Genomic DNA, 17,258 nt, shown 5'->3' on the forward strand with positions numbered 1-17,258 from the left:
ATTGGTTTGCGAAAAGAAAAGCGAATAAAGCGAGTATCTTAATTCCCCTCCTCCGGGGAGGAGGGGTGCCCAACGGGCGGGGTGGTAGGAAGCATAAAGCAATGAAAAACAGCACAGTGTGTATCGCTACCACCTCCCCCTACGGGTACTCCTCCTCCCGGAGGAGGAGAAGTAAGTTACCCCGTATTTTTTCGCAAATCATTTCTGTTCTACTATAAACGCGGGCACTTCATCCTTTCAATCGGGATTTTGCTTATCTTTGCCCCACGAACTCACGTGACGATTATGATACTGAAACGTATATCTATACTCAATTATAAGAACTTGGAGCAGGTGGAGCTTTCATTCTCGCCCAAGTTGAACTGCCTTTTCGGGCAGAACGGCATGGGGAAAACGAACCTGCTGGATGCGGTGTATTTCCTATCTTTCTGTAAGAGTGCCGGCAATCCCATTGATTCCCAGAATATCCGCCATGAGGCCGACTTCTTTGTCATCCAAGGGTTTTATGAGGCTGCGACGGGACTCCGGAGGAAATCTACTGTGGTATGAAGAGGCGGCAGAAGAAACAGTTCAAGCGAAACAAGAAGGAGTATACGCGTTTGTCGGACCATATCGGCTTCCTGCCTTTGGTCATGGTCTCGCCTGCCGACTCGGAGTTGATAGCAGGAGGCAGTGATGAGCGCCGGCGTTTTATGGATGTGGTCATTTCGCAGTATGACAAAGAGTATCTGGAAGCTTTGATACGATACAATAAGGCTTTGGTGCAGCGGAACACCTTGCTGAAGAGTGAACAGCCGGTGGAGGAAGAGCTCTTTCTGGTTTGGGAGGAGATGATGGCGCAAGCCGGCGAAGTGGTGTTCCGCAAACGTGAGGCCTTTATCCGTGAGTTTATTCCTATTTTCCAGTCTTTCTATTCATTCATTTCGCAAGATAGGGAGAAGGTGGGGCTGAGCTATGACTCCCATGCCCGCGATGCCTCTTTGCTGGAAGTGCTGAAGGAGAGCCGCGTGCGCGACCGGATTATGGGCTACTCCTTGCGCGGTGTGCACAAGGACGAGCTGAATATGCTTTTGGGAGATTTCCCCATCAAGCGTGAAGGGTCGCAGGGGCAGAACAAGACTTATCTGGTGGCGTTGAAGCTGGCACAGTTTGATTTCCTGAAACGTACCGGGACCACTGTTCCCTTGTTGTTGCTGGACGATATCTTTGACAAGCTGGATGCCTCGCGTGTGGAACAAATCATCAAGTTGGTGGCAGGCGACAGCTTTGGGCAGATTTTCATAACCGATACCAACCGCGAACACCTGGACCGTATTCTGCATAAAGTGGGCAGTGATTATAAGATGTTCCGTGTGGAGCAGGGAACGGTTGCCGAAATGAAGGAGGAAGAGGCATGAAGCGCAATAATGCCGAACAGATAGGTGAACTTATCCGTCATTACCTCAGGCAGGAAAGTCTGGAGTCTCCGCTGAACGAGCGGCGGCTTATCAGTGCGTGGCCCGAAGTGCTGGGGCCTGCCATTGCCTCCTATACCCGTGAACTTTATATAAAGAACCAGGTGCTTTATGTGCACCTCACTTCCGCGGCCCTGCGCCAGGAGCTGATGATGGGGCGTGAGTTGCTGGTGCGCAACCTGAACCGCCATGTGGGGGCGCAGGTCATAACGAATATCATATTCAGATGAGCATCTTCAGTTCATCTGTTCTTTCAATCTTCAGTTCCTTCAATTCCTGGACTGCCCGGTCGTAATACACCGTAGCCTCCAAGTCTCTGTTGTCGTGCGCGTCCAGTCCGATGATAGCTTTACAGCCTTCATTGGCAGCGATTCGCCAGAACTCCGGGCATGGGTAGGTGGACAAGCCGTGCGCTTCATTGTAGCTACATAGCCTATATTGTATTCCAGCGGGACATGCAGGCGTGCGGCGGCACGGCAGATGTGCCGGCTGATGGTAGTACAATGGTGGTCGAACTTCGGATAGGAGCGCATGAACAGGTCCGGATGGGCAAGGCAAGAGAACAGTCCGCTTTCCATACCTTCGATGGCGCTCTCTTCGTAAAGGTCGAGCATGTCGCGGCTGTCCGTATGATGGCCGAAGTAGGGGAACTTTTCATCAGTGTGGTAGTGGTGGTTTCCGAAGATGATATAGTCCAGTTGGTACTTCTTGATTTGTTCTTTCAGCCAATGGATATATTGGGGGAAGTATTCACATTCAAGTCCTATCCTGATGTCTATCCGGTCGTGGTATTTCTCACGGAGCGTCTTGAGGCTCTCCACGTAGCCGGGGAGCTCTTCGGGGAGCATCCGCATGTCGGCTACGTAGTCGGTACGGTATTTCCAGGGAGTATGGTCCGAAAATCCGAGTATCCGGTAACCGCCTTTGATGGCGCTGAGCACATACTCTTCGTCATCTCCGGTGGCATGCATGCAGCGTGTGGTGTGTGTATGATAGTTGGTTCTCATTGTGTTATGATTTTATCCATTCGTATATCAAACGGTTCAGCCGGAACTTCTTCTACGAGTTGAAACGGGAAACAGATGCCGGCTTTGTAGGCCGACGGGATGCGGGACAGAAGTCGGTCATAATAACCTTTACCGCGCCCCAGCCGGTTGCCGTTACGGTCGAATGCCACGCCGGGGACTACTATGAAGTCTATGGCCTCATAGTCGGTAAATAGTTCGCCGGTCGGTTCTTCGATGCCGTATGCGCCGGGTTTCAAGTCTTCGGGTCCGGTGTACAGCCGCAGTTCCAGGTCGTCACCTACAACTACCGGAAGCAGTATCCGCTTTTCGCGGCTCCACTTCCGGATAAATTCGTGTGTGTCCACTTCGTCTTTGAGAGAGTGGTAAAGCAGTACGGTCTTTGCCGCCCTGAAAGCAGGGTGTGCCTCAAGGGCGGCAAGTATTTCAGCAGACTGACGCGTAGTGGAAGAGCTGTGTCGGGTCTTCAACAAAGCTACCTGCCTGCGCAGTTCTTTTTTCCTTTCCATCATCTTTTGTATCCTCTATGATTGGTGTCGCTTCCGGGGCTTTGGGGAATGCCTCGCCACGTTCCAGAATATCCAATGCCTTCTTGACGGTGGCATCGCTTTGGTTGATGTAGCGGATGTATTGCTCCCTTCCCAGTATGTTATAGATAATGTTGCCGTAAAGACTTCTTTCCAGTAGTTTGTAAGACTTGTGGATAAGCAGGTTGCGCCGCTTTACTCCCTTGGAGTCTGCAAAACGTACAAACTGCTCCACGATACCTTGGTGACGAAGGTACTTCAACAAATCTTCTTCATTGTCGTATTCACTCAATTTCGCACGGTTGCGGTCGGTATACTGGAAGCTGAATTGCAGAATCAGTCCCTTGTTGCTTACTTCTATCAGGTAAGAAGATACTCCGGTTGTGTCTTGCGGAACGAATACGTCCGGCATAATGCCACCGCCGCCGTATACGGGTCTGCCCAAACCGGTAGAGTAACGCAGGCTTTCGTCCAGTTTGATGCTGTCTTTGGAGAAGAACTCGCCGTGTTCGTAACGGGTAATCCAGTCCATTTCGTATTTGCTGTCCTTGCCGTTCTCGTAGGGGCGCTGGATGCAACGGCCCGATGGGGTGTAATAGCGGGCAATGGTCAGGCGGATGGCGGAACCGTCACTGAAGTCGATGGGTTGCTGCACGAGTCCCTTGCCGAAGGAACGGCGTCCTACGATGGTTCCGCGGTCATTGTCCTGAATGGCGCCTGCAAAGATTTCGCTGGCCGAAGCGGAACTCTCGTTTACCAATACCACCAGCGGCAGCTTCTGGCAACTGCCGGTACCGTTGGCATATTCCTCCATGCGGGGATATTTGCGGCCGTGAGTATATACTATCAGCTTTCCTTCCGGCAGGAATTCGTTCACCATGCGTGTGGCGGCTTCCATGTATCCTCCGGTATTGTCGCGCAGGTCGATAATCAAGCCTTTGCACTTCTCGTGGCTCAGTTGGGCAATCGCATTCAGCAGCTCCACGTGTGTGGTGCGTCCGAATTTGCTGATTTGTATATAGCCATAGTCATCATCGAGCATATAGGCTGCATCAATGGTGTTTTGCGGGATGTCGCCGCGTGTGATGTTGAATTCGAGCAGTTCCTTTTCCGTGGCACGCTTGACGCCTAACTTCACTTGGCTGCCTTTCGGACCTTTCAGGTTGCGCATGGCCTTTTCGTTTGTCAGGCCTTTGCCTACGAACAGGCTGTCGTTGACCATCACAATACGGTCGCCTGCCATCAGGCCCACTTTTTCGGACGGTCCGCCGGGAATCACGCTGTTTACGTGTATCGTGTCTTCCTGAATGGTGAACTGGATGCCTATACCGCTGAAGCTGCCTTCAAGTTCGGAATTAACCTCCTCCAGTTTCTGTGCGGGGATATAGGTGGAGTGGGGGTCGAGTTCCGCCAATATCTGCGGCATGGCCTTCTCTACCAAATCGGTCATGTTGACGGTATCCACATACTGGTCGTCAATAACACGCAGCAAGGCATTCAGCTTGTTGGACGAGCTATTGATGATTCCCAGTTTATTACCGGCAAAATGCCTGGCGTAAAATGTTCCGATAAGGATTCCCGCGACTACGCTGATTGCGATGATAAGCGGCATAAAGCGGGAAGTATTTTTTGTACCCATGATGTTTATTTACTATTAGACTATTTACAATTTACTATTTGGCTGCGCATGCAACTTTCCATTTTCAACTTTCAGCTTTCCATTATTCATTATCCATTGAAACAAACACCACCTCGATGCCTGCCCGTTTCAAAAGTTCGATACCATCTTCCAGACGGTATTTCTCGGAGTAGACCACCCGTTTGATGCCTGCCTGAATAATCAGTTTGGAGCATTCTATGCAGGGGGAGGCAGTGACGTACATGGTGGCACCGTTACTGCTGTTGTTCGAGCGGGCTATTTTGGTAATGGCGTTTGCTTCGGCATGGAGCACGTATGGTTTGGTGACGTTATTCTCATCTTCGCACACATTCTCAAAACCGGAAGGGGTACCGTTGTAGCCGTCGGAGATAATCATCTTGTCTTTTACAATCAGTGCACCGACCTGGCGGCGTTGGCAATACGAATTTTCGGCCCAAATGCTTGCCATACGTATATAACGCCTGTCCAATGCTTCTTGTTTGTCTTTTGTAGAATCGTCCATCATATTTATGTTTTATCGTTGCGGGGTGAATCCCATGACTCTGGTTGTCGGTCCGTCTTTAAAATAGAGGGTCAGTGAATTGGCATCCCCTTCATACTTGTACACGTTTTGCAATCCGGAGATGAACGCCTTGGCCAGTGCATCGCTCTCTGCAGCCCCCGTAACCTTCACGCTGATGCTGAGCGAACCTGAAGCTCCGTCGGCTTTCCAAGTGCCGTTGACACTTGAGTTGATGCCTTGTCCGTTGACGGTGGTGCCCATCAGCTCCCCATCCAGTTCGGTACCTTCAAAATTGAGCGTAAAGGTGTTTTTCTGATTATATAGCTTGTCCAGACTCTTCTTCATCTCTTCCTCATTGTTGTTCCAAAGGTTTGGATAGAATTGGGCATTGCTGCCTTTATTGGTGAGCCGGCTGAGCTTCCATGTCTTCCCGGTGAATATTTCGATAACATCGTCCTCGTTGTCGCAACCGCTTAGCAGGGGGAGCAGCGAAAACACGAGCAGCATACAACAGATGTTCCTTATAAGTCTCTTCATTTCTTTATTCCATTTCTGATTAATAATGCGTCGATGGTAGGCTCTTGTCCGCGGAAGCGTTTATAGAGTGTCATCGGATGTTCCGTTCCGCCTTTGGAAAGGATATTCTCTCGGAAGGAGGCGGCAGTCTCCGGGTTGAAGATGCCCGTCTGCTTGAATAGCGAGAAAGCATCTGCATCCAGCACCTCTGCCCATTTATAACTATAATATCCGGCAGAATATCCTCCGGCAAAGATATGTCCGAAGTGGGTGCTCATGGCACATTCATCCACCTGCGGCAGCACTTGTGCGGCTTCCCAGGCATGATGCTCGTAGGCTTTCACATCTCCTTCAAAGGGAGTCTCCAGTGTGTGCCATGCCATGTCGAGCAGGCCGAAGCTTACTTGGCGCATGCAGGCGTAGGCGGCATTGAAGTTGGAGGAGTCCACGATGCGTTGCACCAGCTCGTCGGGAATCAGTTCGCCGGTCTGGTAGTGGCGGGCAAAGGTGTGCAGGAACTCTTTCTCGATGGCGAAGTTCTCCATGATTTGTGAGGGAAGTTCCACAAAGTCGCGGTAAACGTTGGTGCCGCTCAGGCTTTGGTAGTGCGAGTTGGCAAACATGCCGTGCAGGGCGTGTCCGAATTCATGCAAGAAGGTTTCCACTTCATCAAAAGTCAGCAGGGCGGGTTTGTCTTGCGTGGGTTTGGTAAAGTTCATCACGATGGAGACGTGCGGACGGCTGTTTTCGCCTGTGGCGTCGTCTATCCATTGGCCTTTGAATTCCGTCATCCAGGCACCCGATTGCTTGCTGGCACGTGGGTGGAAGTCGGTATAGAGTACGGCAAGGAACGCTCCGTCCTTGTCGAATACCTCGAATGCTTCCACATCTTTGTGGTAAACGGGTATGTCGGTGTTCTTCTTGAACGTGATGCCGTAGAGCTTGGTGGCAAGTCCGAAGACACCTTTCTTCACGTTCTCCAGTTCAAAGTAGGGGCGCAGCAGTTCGTCGTCGATGCTGTATTTTTGGTCTTTCAGCTTGTGCGAGTAGTAACTCCAGTCCCATGGCATCAACTTGAAGTCATTCCCTTCCTTCTGGCGTGCCAGTGCCTGCACTTCTTCCAGCTCCTGACGTGCGGCGGGCATGTAGGCGTCAATCAGTTGTTGCAGCAGGTGATAGACGGCTTCGCTGTTTTCTGCCATACGTTCCTCCAGCTGATAGGCGGCGTGGTTTTTGTAACCCAGGAGCTGTGCCACTTCGATGCGAGTGTTGGCTATCTGTTTCACAATGTCGCGGTTGTCTGTGGCGTTCTCCTTGCTGCAAAGGGTGTTGTATGCCATATACAGTTCTTTGCGCAAGTCGCGGTTGTCGGCGTAGGTCATGAAGGGGCTGTAGCTGGGGGCGTGCAGTGTGAAGAGCCATCCTTTTTCCCCTTTTTCGCGTGCGGCTTCGGCGGCGGCATCCACGGCACTTTCGGGCAGACCTGCCAGTTGGGCGGTGTCGGTGATGTGCAACTCGTAGCCGTTCATCTCCTTCAGGTTGTTTTCATCAAATTGCAGGGAGAGTACGCTCAGTTTCTGGCTCAGCTGGCGGTATTTCTCTTTTTCTTCGCCTTGCAGGTTTACGCCGTTGCGGGCAAAGGAGCGGTAGGTGTCGGTCAGCAGTTGCATCTGTTCGCTGTCCAAACCTTCGTTATCGCGGTTGTCATATACGGTCTTGATGCGGGCAAAGAGCTTTTCGTTCAGACGGATGTTGTTGGAGTGTTTGTCCAGTAGGGGCATCAGCACTTTGGCAAGCTCCTGCATCTCGTCACTGGTGTTGGCACTCATCATGTTGCCGAATACGGTTGTCGCTTGCTGCAACAGGGCTCCCGAGTTTTCCAGTGCCACAATGGTGTTGGAGAAAGTGGGTGCTTGAGTGTTGCTTACGATGGCATCTACCTCTTTGTTGTGTAGGCGCATTCCTTCGCGGATGGCGGGTTCGTAGTGTTCCACCCTGATGCGGTCGAAGGGGATGGTGTTGTGTGGGGTATTGTAGGCTTCAAGGAATGGGTTTTCGGATGTTTGGCAACTCATAAGGCAAAACAGTGTTAGGGTTAATAGAATTTTCGTCATATTGCAGTCGTTTTTACTAATCTGTCAATCACCCGCAAAATTGCAAAAAAAACAGGCGACTTCAAAAGGAAGCCGCCTATTTTATTATTTTCTTAACTGTATATTAGCAGTTAACTGATGCCATGTGAGCAATCAGGTCAAGAACCTTGTTAGAATAACCGATTTCGTTATCATACCAAGATACAACCTTAACGAAAGTATCAGTCAAAGCGATACCAGCCTTAGCGTCGAAGATAGAAGTGCGAGTGTCACCCAAGAAGTCAGAAGAAACAACTGCATCTTCAGTGTAACCCAGAACACCCTTCAATTCGCCTTCAGAAGCTTCCTTCATGGCTGCGCAGATTTCAGCGTAAGTAGCGGGCTTAGCCAAGTTAACTGTCAAGTCAACTACAGACACGTCCAAAGTCGGAACACGCATGGACATACCGGTCAGTTTGCCGTTCAATGCTGGGATAACTTTGCCTACAGCCTTGGCTGCACCGGTAGAAGACGGGATGATGTTGCCGGAAGCGGCACGACCACCACGCCAGTCTTTCATAGAAGGACCGTCAACTGTCTTCTGAGTAGCAGTTGTAGAGTGAACTGTAGTCATCAAACCGTCAGTGATACCCCATTTGTCGTTCAATACCTTAGCGATAGGAGCCAAGCAGTTTGTAGTACAAGAAGCGTTAGATACGAATTGAGTACCCTTAACGTAAGTCTTTTCGTTAACACCGCAAACGAACATCGGAGTAGCGTCCTTAGAAGGAGCTGACATCACAACGTATTTAGCGCCGGCTTCGATGTGAGCCTGAGCCTTTTCCTGAGTCAGGAACAAACCTGTAGATTCTACTACATATTCAGCTTCAACTTCGTTCCATTTCAAGTCAGCCGGATTGCGTTCAGCTGTTACGCGGATTACGTTGCCGTTTACAATCAGCTTGCTGTTTTCTACGTCAGCTTCGATAGTACCATCGAATTGTCCGTGCATAGTGTCATACTTCAGCATGTATGCCAAGTAATCTACCGGGCAAAGGTCGTTGATACCTACGATTTGAATATCGTTTCTCTTCATTGCAGCGCGGAAAACGAAACGTCCGATACGTCCGAATCCATTAATACCTACTTTAATCATTTTGTTTAAACTTTTAAGGGTTTTATAATGTTTAAAAATAAACTTTTGCTTACTAATTGCATTTCTTTCTGATTTGCGGTGCAAAAGTAAGAAAATGTTTTTATATTCGTAGCCAAAATCATCATTAAATAATTGAAAAGATGGGAAAAAGTTCATTTTTACAGGAATTTAAGGCTTTTGCCATGAAGGGCAATGTGATAGACATGGCTGTCGGTGTGGTTATTGGCGGCGCGTTCGGAAAAATCGTTTCTTCCATCGTGGCAGATGTGATTATGCCTCCTATCGGGCTGCTGGTGGGCGGTGTCAACTTTACGGATTTGAAGTGGGTGCTGAAACCTGCTGTTTTGGAAGATGGAAAAGAAGTAGCTGCTGCTGTTACGCTGAATTATGGTAACTTCCTTCAGGTTACTTTCGATTTTCTGATTATTGCCTTCTCTATTTTCATGTTCATCAAGCTGCTTACCAAGCTGACTGAAAAGAAGAAAGAAGAGGCTCCTGCCACTCCTCCGGCTCCTCCTGCACCGAGCAAGGAAGAGGTGTTGCTGACTGAAATCCGTGATTTGCTGAAAGAAAAGTAATATCGAAGCGGAACTTCATAATGTGGTTAATATGCCAACCGGCACATTAACCACATTAATACACAAAGTGAGGACTTTACGAACCTGTTGGCAGGATTAAATCATGCGCAAAACCTGAAAAATGAGACATCTTACCACTCGCGCCATACCTGCTCCGTATATGGTCCGTATATGCTCCGTGCCAGGTCCGTACATATAGATACGGAGAAAGCCTGGAGCAGACAAGGAGCAGATAGGGAGCAGATAGGAAGCAGGCAGGCGGAAAACCGACAAACAGAACAGAATCTTCAAAAAAACTCTAGAAACAATGCTGAGCAAAATTTAAACAGGCTCTGTACTAAACAGTAATCTTACCATAGCTGTGGTAAGAAAACAACACGGTTGTGGCAAGAATAGCTTTTAGTATCCTTGTGGATAGTTCTTGCCTGAATTTAAAGCTGTTTTTAGTAAAAAAAACGTTTTTCTGTCACATTATCCCTGATAATTCCTTTACTTTTTCTACTTTTGCAAATCATTTATTAAAGTCTATACGGATTTATATGCAAGAGAAGATTATTATTCTTGATTTCGGTTCGCAAACCACGCAGCTCATCGGTCGCCGGCTGCGCGAACTGAATGTCTATTGCGAGATTGTACCTTACAATAAATTTCCATACGGAGATGAGAGTGTAAAAGGAGTTATCCTTTCGGGTAGCCCCTTTTCTGTTTATGATAAGAGTGCATTCAAGGTGGATTTGAGCGGGATTCGCGGAAAATACCCCATTCTGGGTATCTGCTACGGTGCGCAGTTTATCTCTTACAGCAACGGTGGACGGGTGGAGCCGGCAGGAACCCGCGAGTACGGACGTGCCCATCTCGGTTCTTTCGATTCGGAGAATGTTCTTTTCAAAGGGGTAAGGAAGAATACCCAAGTATGGATGAGCCACGGAGACACGATTACAGCCATTCCCGACAACTTCAAGATTATAGCTTCTACGGACAAGGTAGCGATTGCCGCTTACCAGGTGGCCGGCGAGGAGATGTGGGGAGTGCAGTTCCATCCGGAAGTGTTTCATAGCGAAGACGGTACGCAGATGCTGCGCAACTTCGTGGTGGACGTATGCGGTTGCAGCCAGAGCTGGAGCGCCGCATCGTTTGTAGATACTACTGTGGCCGAACTGAAGGAGCAGCTTGGCAACGACCGCGTTATCCTGGGACTGAGTGGCGGTGTGGATTCTTCGGTAGCCGCCGTGTTACTGCATCGTGCCATCGGCAAGAACCTGACCTGCATCTTTGTGGACCACGGACTGCTTCGCAAGAATGAGTTCAAGAATGTGATGCACGACTACGAATGCCTGGGACTGAACGTGATTGGCGTAGATGCCAGCGAGAAGTTCTTCAAGGATTTGGAGGGAGTGACCGAGCCTGAGCAGAAACGTAAAATCATCGGCCGCGATTTCATCGAAGTCTTCGATGCCGAGGCGCACAAAATTACAGACGCCCGCTGGTTGGCACAAGGCACCATTTATCCCGACCGCATCGAGAGCCTGAACATTACGGGCAAGACCATCAAGAGCCATCACAACGTGGGCGGTCTGCCCGAGGAGATGAACCTTCGTCTGTGCGAGCCGCTGCAGTGGCTGTTCAAGGATGAGGTCCGCCGTGTGGGACGCGAGTTGGGCATGCCCGAACATCTGATTACCCGTCATCCTTTCCCCGGTCCGGGACTGGCTGTCCGCATTCTGGGGGATATAACACGGGAGAAGGTGCACACTTTGCAGGAGGCCGACGATATTTTTATCCAGGGTTTGCGTGATTGGAAAGTGAAGGATGCCGCCGGCAATGAGACATCGCTCTACCATCAGGTCTGGCAGGCGGGTGTCATTCTTTTGCCCGTGCAGAGTGTGGGCGTGATGGGTGACGAACGTACCTATGAACGTGCGGTGGCCTTGCGTGCCGTTACTTCCACCGATGCCATGACGGCCGACTGGGCGCATCTGCCCTACGAGTTTCTGGGAAAGGTGTCCAACGATATAATTAATAAGGTGAAAGGTGTGAACCGCGTAACCTATGACATATCTTCAAAGCCGCCCAGCACAATAGAATGGGAATAAGACCGACTAAAATTATTAACTTAAAAAACAATATAGAAGAATGAAGCAGGATATGATTGTGATTCTGGATTTGGGAAGTCACGAAAACACGGTGCTTGCCAGAGCGATTCGTGCATTGGGAGTATATAGCGAAATCTACCCGCACGACATTACCGCTGCCGAACTGAAGCTTTGCCGAATGTGAAAGGTATCATCATCAACGGTGGCCCCAACAATGTGGTTGACGGGGTGTCCATCGACGTGTTGCCCGAGATTTATGAAGCAGGATTCCCCGTAATGGCTGCCGGGCATGACAAGGCGCTGTGCGAAGTGAAGCTGCCACAGTTTGCGGATGATGTGGAAGCCATCAAGGAGGCTGTGAAATCTTTCGTATTCGATACTTGCAAGGCTGAGGCCAATTGGAACATGACAAATTTCGTCAATGACCAAGTGGAGTTGATACGCCGTCAGGTGGGCGACCGTAAGGTGCTGCTGGCGCTGTCCGGCGGTGTGGATAGCTCTGTGGTGGCCGCTTTGCTGCTGAAAGCCATCGGCGACAAGCTGGTTTGTGTGCATGTGAACCACGGACTGATGCGCAAGGGTGAATCGGAAGCCGTTATCGAAATCTTCGAGAAGAAGCTGAAGGCGAATCTTATATATGTGGATGCCACAGACCGTTTCCTCTCCAAGCTGGAAAACGTGGCCGACCCGGAAGAAAAGCGCAAGATTATCGGCGGAGAGTTTATCCGCGTCTTTGAGGAAGAAGCCCGTAAGCTGGACGGTATCGACTTCCTGGGACAAGGTACCATCTATCCCGATATTGTAGAGAGTGGCACAAAGACAGCCAAGATGGTGAAGTCTCATCACAACGTAGGCGGTCTGCCCGAGGATTTGCAGTTTGAATTGGTGGAGCCGTTGCGCCAGCTGTTCAAGGACGAAGTACGTGCATGCGGTGTAGAGCTTGGATTGCCGTATGAGATGGTTTACCGTCAGCCGTTCCCCGGTCCCGGATTGGGAGTGCGTTGTCTGGGAGCCATTACCCGCGACCGCTTGGAGGCTGTGCGCGAGTCGGATGCCATTCTGCGTGAGGAGTTCCAACTGGCAGGCCTGGATAAGAAGGTATGGCAGTATTTCACTGTGGTGCCCGATTTCAAATCGGTAGGTGTACGCGACAATGCGCGCTCTTTCGACTGGCCCGTCATTATCCGTGCCGTCAATACGGTGGATGCCATGACCGCCACCATCGAGCCGGTGGACTGGCCCATCCTGATGAAGATTACAGACCGTATCCTCAAGGAGGTGAAGACCGTCAACCGTGTTTGCTACGATATGTCTCCGAAACCCAATGCGACAATCGAGTGGGAGTGAGATTGACCAATGATAGTGATAGCCTCACCTTTTTTCAAGGTGAGGCTGTTTTTTTATGAATAAAACAATAATGAATAGAACGATGAAACTTTTATGTATGATTGCTGTCTTTTTGTGCATCCCCTGGGTGGCCTCTGACGCACAGAAGCAGGATTGGGGAAATTTGAAACGCTATGCAGAGGCAAACAAGGAGCTGCTCTGGAAGGGAAAGCAAAAGGACCGGGTGGTTTTTATGGGCAATTCCATCACCGAAGGTTGGGTGGCAAATGATGCCGCTTTCTTTGAAGACAACGGTTATGTGGGTCGTGGTATAGGCGGGCAGACTTCTTTCCATTTCCTGCTTCGTTTCCGGGAAGATGTCATCAAGCTTGCTCCGGCATTGGTGGTGATAAATGCTGGTACCAATGACATTGCGGAAAATGCAGGCGCTTATAATGAAGAATACACTTTTGGAAATATAGTGTCTATGGTAGAGCTGGCACGGGCCAATAAGATAAAGGTGATTTTGACGTCTGTGTTGCCTGCCGCTGCCTTTGGCTGGAATCCTTCGGTGAAGGATGCTCCACAAAAGATAATGCAGCTGAATGCCAGAATCCGGAAGTATGCCCGGGAAAACAAGATTCCTTATGTCGACTATTACAGTGAGATGGTGGAAGGCGACAATAAGGCTTTGAACTCCTCGTATACCCGGGATGGGGTACATCCTACTTTGGAAGGGTATAAGGTAATGGAAGTCTTGATAAAGAAAGCGATTGACAAGGTGTTGTAGGAAATCCCGGTTCAGGTGGCCTATAAGAGCTTTTCCGCATCGGGAATTATTATTTCACCTCTGTGTAGCTCGAGCAGACCTTTCTCCTGCATGCTGTTCAGCGCTCTCGATACTCCCACGCGGGTATCATTGACCACCTGGGCCAGTTTTTCCATTTTTATTTTCAGCGTTTTCCTGCCTGCCGGACGTTCGGTGTGTGTCAGGATAAAGTTGCCGATACGTCTTTCAAGGTTGTCGGTGCTTTCTGTCCAAAGGCGGTTGTTCAGGCTTTGGGCGCGGTTGCTGATGATATTCATGTAATTCAGGCGGAATATATCATATTTGAACAATTCGCTCATGACGAAAGCCTTGCTGATGCTCACTGTGTGGGTCTCAGTTTGGGCGGTATAGACCGAGACGTAGGAGGTGCTCATCCCGAACAGGGATTGTGGCTCGATGACGTAAGGTGCCTGAAAATATTCCGTGAAGCTGTATGATGTATTCGCAGATGAAGTACATGAGGAGATTTCACCTTTCAATACGAATATCAGTTGACTGCATGTGTCACCGGCTTTCACAATAACTTCGCCGGCTTTATGCTTTGTAAAGCTCAGCTTGACTTTCCCCAGGATATTGGTAAAGTCTTCTTGTGCGAGTCCTTGAAAGAGTGGCAGTTGCAGTAATGTATCAAACATTGTATTCATATGTCTTTCCTTCTGTTTTGAAACAAAAGTAGACATTATCAAGGTGTGCCGTAAACTCTTTGCCCCTCTTTTTGTTTTTTTTATTATTTCTTAAACGTGCTGTTGTCCTCTTCTGCCTTTTCTTTCGAATCCTTTTCTTCCGAATCCTCTTCTTCCGTGTCTTCCTCTTCCTCCTCTCCGGCAAACGGGTCGGGTCGTTGGGGGCCGCATCCCATAAAGCCTATGGCGCATAGCGTGCCTGCTATGGCTCCGCTAAGGTGTCCTTCCCAGGAAGTGGTGGCCTTGGCAAATTGTGGGAACATATTCCATACCAGGCCGCCATATAGGAACGTTATCAACAGTGAAATGGCGACAAGCGGTACATGTTTGCGCAGAATGCCGCTGAAGAACAGAAAGAAAGCCAGTCCGTATATGATGCCGCTGGCTCCGATATGCCATCCCGGTTTTCCTATAAGAAAGGTAAGCGTACCGCATCCTATCCAAATGGCAAAGAAGATGTAGGGGGCTATGTGCCGGTAGAAATAGAACAGACACCACATCAGGAAAAAGAGTGGAATCGTGTTGGCAAACAGATGCTTGAAACTGCTGTGTATCAGTGGATGTGCGAAAATTCCGAACACGCCCCGCTGCTCCATCGGATATACTCCCAGTCGTGTGAAGTTCCAATCCATGCCTATCTCCAAAAACTTTAAAATATATAAAATGAATAGCAGGAATAGGGGTATAACCGCCGCCAATGCCATTCTGCGTATATCATGCTTCATATTTCGTACAATGATTGCTATTTTTGTACAATACTACGGAATATTTGACGAAAACCGAAAAAAACTGACTTTTTATTTTGCCTGTAAGCTTTAATTCGTATTTTTGGGCATCGCTACATGGCTTGTAGCGCATATACCGAAATAATTAACCTTTAAATAATGCACAACTATGAGTTATTTACGATTTGACAAGACCCTGATGATTAATCTGCAAGAATCTTTGCCAAGGGAGATATTGCGGACGAATAGGTCGGGAGCCTATCATTGTACAACAATTGTAGATTGTAACACACGCAAATATCACGGTCTGTTGGTGATACCGGTCCCCAACCTCGATGATGAAAACCATGTGCTGCTGTCTTCTTTGGATGAAACTGTAATTCAGCACGGTGCGGAGTTCAACCTGGGGTTGCATAAGTATCAAGGAAATCACTTCAGTCCTAACGGGCACAAGTACATCCGAGAGTTCGACTGTGAAAATATCCCCACAACTACCTATCGTGTAGGAGGCGTCATCCTTCGTAAGGAAAAGATTTTCGTACACCATGAAAATCGGATTCTGATTCGTTATACCTTGGTCGATGCCCATTCGGCAACCACACTTCGTTTCCGCCCTTTCCTGGCATTCCGCAGTGTGCGCGAGTACACGCACGAAAATGCACAGGCAAGCCGTGACTACCAGTTGGTGGAGAATGGTATTAAAACCTGCATGTATCCCGGTTATCCGGAGTTGTTCATGCAGCTCAACAAAAAGAATGAGTTCCACTTCCAGCCTGACTGGTATCGTGGTATCGAGTATCCCAAAGAACAGGAACGCGGATATGACTTCAACGAGGACCTTTATGTGCCGGGATATTTTGAAGTGGATATAAAGAAAGGGGAAAGCGTTGTCTTCTCCGCCGGTATCTCCGAGATTTCTCCCCGCAAGCTGAAGCAGACTTTTGAGTCCGAGGTGGCCGACCGCACTCCGCGTGACAGTTTCTACCACTGTCTGAAAAACTCGGCACACCAGTTCCACAACAAGCAGGGCGAGGAGCATTATGTGCTTGCAGGCTATCCCTGGTTCAAGTGTCGTGCCCGTGACTTGTTCATTTCCCTGCCGGGTCTTACTTTGGCCTTAGGCGAGCAAGATGAATTTGAAGACGTGATGAAAACAGCCGAAAAGGCTATCCGTGAGTTTATCAATGGAGAGCTTTCCTCCTATAAGATATACGAGATGGAGCATCCGGATGTGCTGCTGTGGGCTGTCTGGGCTTTACAGCAGTATGCCAAGGAGACTTCGCGTGAAAATTGCCGGCAGATGTACGGTAATCTTCTCGAGGAGATTGTTGACTATATCCGTGAACGCAGGCATGACAATCTCTTCCTGCACGAAAACGGACTGTTGTATACCAATGGCACCGAGAAAGCGGTTACCTGGATGAACTCTACCGCCAATGGTCGCCCGGTTATTCCGCGTACGGGCTACATTGTAGAAGTGAATGCACTGTGGTACAATGCCCTGCGTTTTGTAGCCGATATGGTTCGGGAGGGAGGCAATGAAAATCTTGCCGATACACTGGACGCTCAGGCAGAAATCACCGGAAAGTCTTTCGTAGATGTCTTCCGCAATGAGTATGGCTACCTGTTCGACTATGTGGATGGGTATATGATGGACTGGAGCGTACGTCCCAACATGATATTTACCGTTGCCTTTGACTATTCTCCGTTGGATAGGGCCCAAAAAAAACAGGTACTCGATATTGTGACGAAAGAACTGCTGACTCCGAAGGGCTTGCGTACACTGAGCCCCAAGAGTGGCGGATACAATCCGAATTATGTCGGCCCTCAGATACAGAGAGACTATGCCTACCATCAGGGAACAGCGTGGCCATGGCTGCTGGGCTTCTACATGGAAGCATATCTGCGTATCTATAAAGTGAGTGGCGTGTCGTTTGTAGAGAGATACCTCATCGGTATGGAAGATGAAATGACTTCCCACTGTATTGGCGCATTGCCCGAACTCTTCGATGGTAATCCTCCGTTTGTTGGAAGAGGGGCGGTGTCATTTGCCATGAATACGGCGGAAATCCTGCGTATCTTGAAGTTATTGTCTAAGTATAATTTATAAAA

13 protein-coding genes and 3 pseudogenes are annotated in these 17,258 nt (G+C 49.2%); 7 read left to right on the plus strand and 9 right to left on the minus strand.

Annotated features, from left to right (window positions below):
- The first annotated feature begins 285 nt into the window (after positions 1–285).
- Together recF and JCM16496_RS05090 are read left to right on the plus strand one after the other, a co-directional pair.
- Positions 286–1,397, plus strand: a pseudogene (recF, locus tag JCM16496_RS05085) (DNA replication/repair protein RecF).
- Entirely contained in the window at positions 1,394–1,684 is a 291-nt protein-coding gene (locus JCM16496_RS05090; RefSeq protein ID WP_025832769.1) for a DciA family protein, read from the plus strand. Before recF ends, JCM16496_RS05090 begins: the two are co-directional and overlap by 4 nt.
- Here JCM16496_RS05090 and JCM16496_RS05095 read toward each other — a convergent pair.
- The 7 genes and pseudogenes from JCM16496_RS05095 to gap form a co-directional block, all read right to left on the minus strand.
- Positions 1,677–2,461, minus strand: a pseudogene (locus JCM16496_RS05095) (histidinol-phosphatase). The gene JCM16496_RS05090 and the pseudogene JCM16496_RS05095 overlap by 8 nt on opposite strands.
- Entirely contained in the window at positions 2,458–2,988 is a 531-nt protein-coding gene (locus JCM16496_RS05100) for a 5-formyltetrahydrofolate cyclo-ligase (RefSeq protein WP_128809459.1), read from the minus strand. Before JCM16496_RS05100 ends, JCM16496_RS05095 begins: the two are co-directional and overlap by 4 nt.
- Complete coding sequence (locus JCM16496_RS05105) at positions 2,906–4,645, minus strand: S41 family peptidase (RefSeq protein WP_025832774.1); 1,740 nt, start codon at positions 4,643–4,645, stop codon at positions 2,906–2,908. The genes JCM16496_RS05100 and JCM16496_RS05105 overlap by 83 nt, the downstream gene beginning before the upstream one ends.
- 82 nt (positions 4,646–4,727) lie before the next feature.
- Complete coding sequence (locus JCM16496_RS05110; protein WP_025832776.1) at positions 4,728–5,168, minus strand: deoxycytidylate deaminase; 441 nt, start codon at positions 5,166–5,168, stop codon at positions 4,728–4,730.
- Between the two features lie 12 nt (positions 5,169–5,180).
- Positions 5,181–5,705 carry a DUF4847 family protein gene (locus JCM16496_RS05115; RefSeq protein WP_025832778.1) on the minus strand — a complete coding sequence of 175 codons (525 nt, stop codon included), beginning with the start codon at positions 5,703–5,705 and terminating at the stop codon, positions 5,181–5,183.
- Positions 5,702–7,798, minus strand: coding sequence for a M3 family metallopeptidase (locus JCM16496_RS05120; RefSeq protein ID WP_439644516.1), 2,097 nt, complete (start codon positions 7,796–7,798; stop codon positions 5,702–5,704). Before JCM16496_RS05120 ends, JCM16496_RS05115 begins: the two co-directional genes overlap by 4 nt.
- Positions 7,799–7,901: 103 nt before the next feature.
- Entirely contained in the window at positions 7,902–8,912 is a 1,011-nt protein-coding gene (gene gap / locus JCM16496_RS05125; protein ID WP_025832782.1) for a type I glyceraldehyde-3-phosphate dehydrogenase, read from the minus strand.
- 140 nt (positions 8,913–9,052) lie between these two features.
- Between gap and mscL the strand changes: the two genes are divergently transcribed.
- The 4 genes and pseudogenes from mscL (at position 9,053) to JCM16496_RS05145 (ending at position 13,699) form a co-directional block, all read left to right on the plus strand.
- Positions 9,053–9,490 (plus strand): large-conductance mechanosensitive channel protein MscL, encoded by a 438-nt coding sequence (gene mscL, locus JCM16496_RS05130; protein ID WP_025832785.1) that lies wholly within the window; start codon positions 9,053–9,055, stop codon positions 9,488–9,490.
- A gap of 539 nt (positions 9,491–10,029) precedes the next feature.
- The gene (gene guaA, locus JCM16496_RS05135; RefSeq protein ID WP_025832786.1) at positions 10,030–11,583 is read left to right on the plus strand and encodes a glutamine-hydrolyzing GMP synthase; all 1,554 of its coding nucleotides are present in this window, start codon (positions 10,030–10,032) and stop codon (positions 11,581–11,583) included.
- Positions 11,584–11,623: 40 nt separating this feature from the next.
- Positions 11,624–12,930, plus strand: a pseudogene (gene guaA, locus JCM16496_RS05140) (glutamine-hydrolyzing GMP synthase).
- Between the two features lie 82 nt (positions 12,931–13,012).
- Positions 13,013–13,699, plus strand: coding sequence for an SGNH/GDSL hydrolase family protein (locus JCM16496_RS05145; protein WP_025832788.1), 687 nt, complete (start codon positions 13,013–13,015; stop codon positions 13,697–13,699).
- 20 nt (positions 13,700–13,719) lie between these two features.
- On the opposite strand, the gene JCM16496_RS05150 is transcribed toward JCM16496_RS05145, so the two are convergent.
- Positions 13,720–14,382, minus strand: a complete 663-nt coding sequence (locus JCM16496_RS05150) for a Crp/Fnr family transcriptional regulator (protein ID WP_025832791.1) — start codon at positions 14,380–14,382, stop codon at positions 13,720–13,722.
- A gap of 83 nt (positions 14,383–14,465) precedes the next feature.
- The gene (locus tag JCM16496_RS05155) at positions 14,466–15,146 is read right to left on the minus strand and encodes a rhomboid family intramembrane serine protease (protein WP_025832792.1); all 681 of its coding nucleotides are present in this window, start codon (positions 15,144–15,146) and stop codon (positions 14,466–14,468) included.
- 169 nt (positions 15,147–15,315) lie between these two features.
- Here JCM16496_RS05155 and JCM16496_RS05160 point away from each other — a divergent pair, with 169 nt between their 5' ends.
- Positions 15,316–17,256, plus strand: coding sequence for a glycogen debranching enzyme N-terminal domain-containing protein (locus JCM16496_RS05160; protein WP_025832793.1), 1,941 nt, complete (start codon positions 15,316–15,318; stop codon positions 17,254–17,256).
- Positions 17,257–17,258: the final 2 nt, after the last annotated feature.

The sequence above is a fragment of the Bacteroides rodentium JCM 16496 genome, assembly GCF_000614125.1.
In the GTDB taxonomy this organism is placed as follows: domain Bacteria; phylum Bacteroidota; class Bacteroidia; order Bacteroidales; family Bacteroidaceae; genus Bacteroides; species Bacteroides rodentium.

Coding starts and splice junctions, on each gene's coding strand:
- JCM16496_RS05090 (WP_025832769.1), top strand. CDS start 1,394: ATGAAGCGCAATAATGCCGAACAGATAGGTGAACTTATCCGTCATTAC.
- JCM16496_RS05100 (WP_128809459.1), bottom strand. CDS start 2,988: ATGGAAAGGAAAAAAGAACTGCGCAGGCAGGTAGCTTTGTTGAAGACC.
- JCM16496_RS05105 (WP_025832774.1), bottom strand. CDS start 4,645: ATGGGTACAAAAAATACTTCCCGCTTTATGCCGCTTATCATCGCAATC.
- JCM16496_RS05110 (WP_025832776.1), bottom strand. CDS start 5,168: ATGGACGATTCTACAAAAGACAAACAAGAAGCATTGGACAGGCGTTAT.
- JCM16496_RS05115 (WP_025832778.1), bottom strand. CDS start 5,705: ATGAAGAGACTTATAAGGAACATCTGTTGTATGCTGCTCGTGTTTTCG.
- JCM16496_RS05120 (WP_439644516.1), bottom strand. CDS start 7,798: ATGACGAAAATTCTATTAACCCTAACACTGTTTTGCCTTATGAGTTGC.
- gap (WP_025832782.1), bottom strand. CDS start 8,912: ATGATTAAAGTAGGTATTAATGGATTCGGACGTATCGGACGTTTCGTT.
- mscL (WP_025832785.1), top strand. CDS start 9,053: ATGGGAAAAAGTTCATTTTTACAGGAATTTAAGGCTTTTGCCATGAAG.
- guaA (WP_025832786.1), top strand. CDS start 10,030: ATGCAAGAGAAGATTATTATTCTTGATTTCGGTTCGCAAACCACGCAG.
- JCM16496_RS05145 (WP_025832788.1), top strand. CDS start 13,013: ATGAAACTTTTATGTATGATTGCTGTCTTTTTGTGCATCCCCTGGGTG.
- JCM16496_RS05150 (WP_025832791.1), bottom strand. CDS start 14,382: ATGAATACAATGTTTGATACATTACTGCAACTGCCACTCTTTCAAGGA.
- JCM16496_RS05155 (WP_025832792.1), bottom strand. CDS start 15,146: ATGAAGCATGATATACGCAGAATGGCATTGGCGGCGGTTATACCCCTA.
- JCM16496_RS05160 (WP_025832793.1), top strand. CDS start 15,316: ATGAGTTATTTACGATTTGACAAGACCCTGATGATTAATCTGCAAGAA.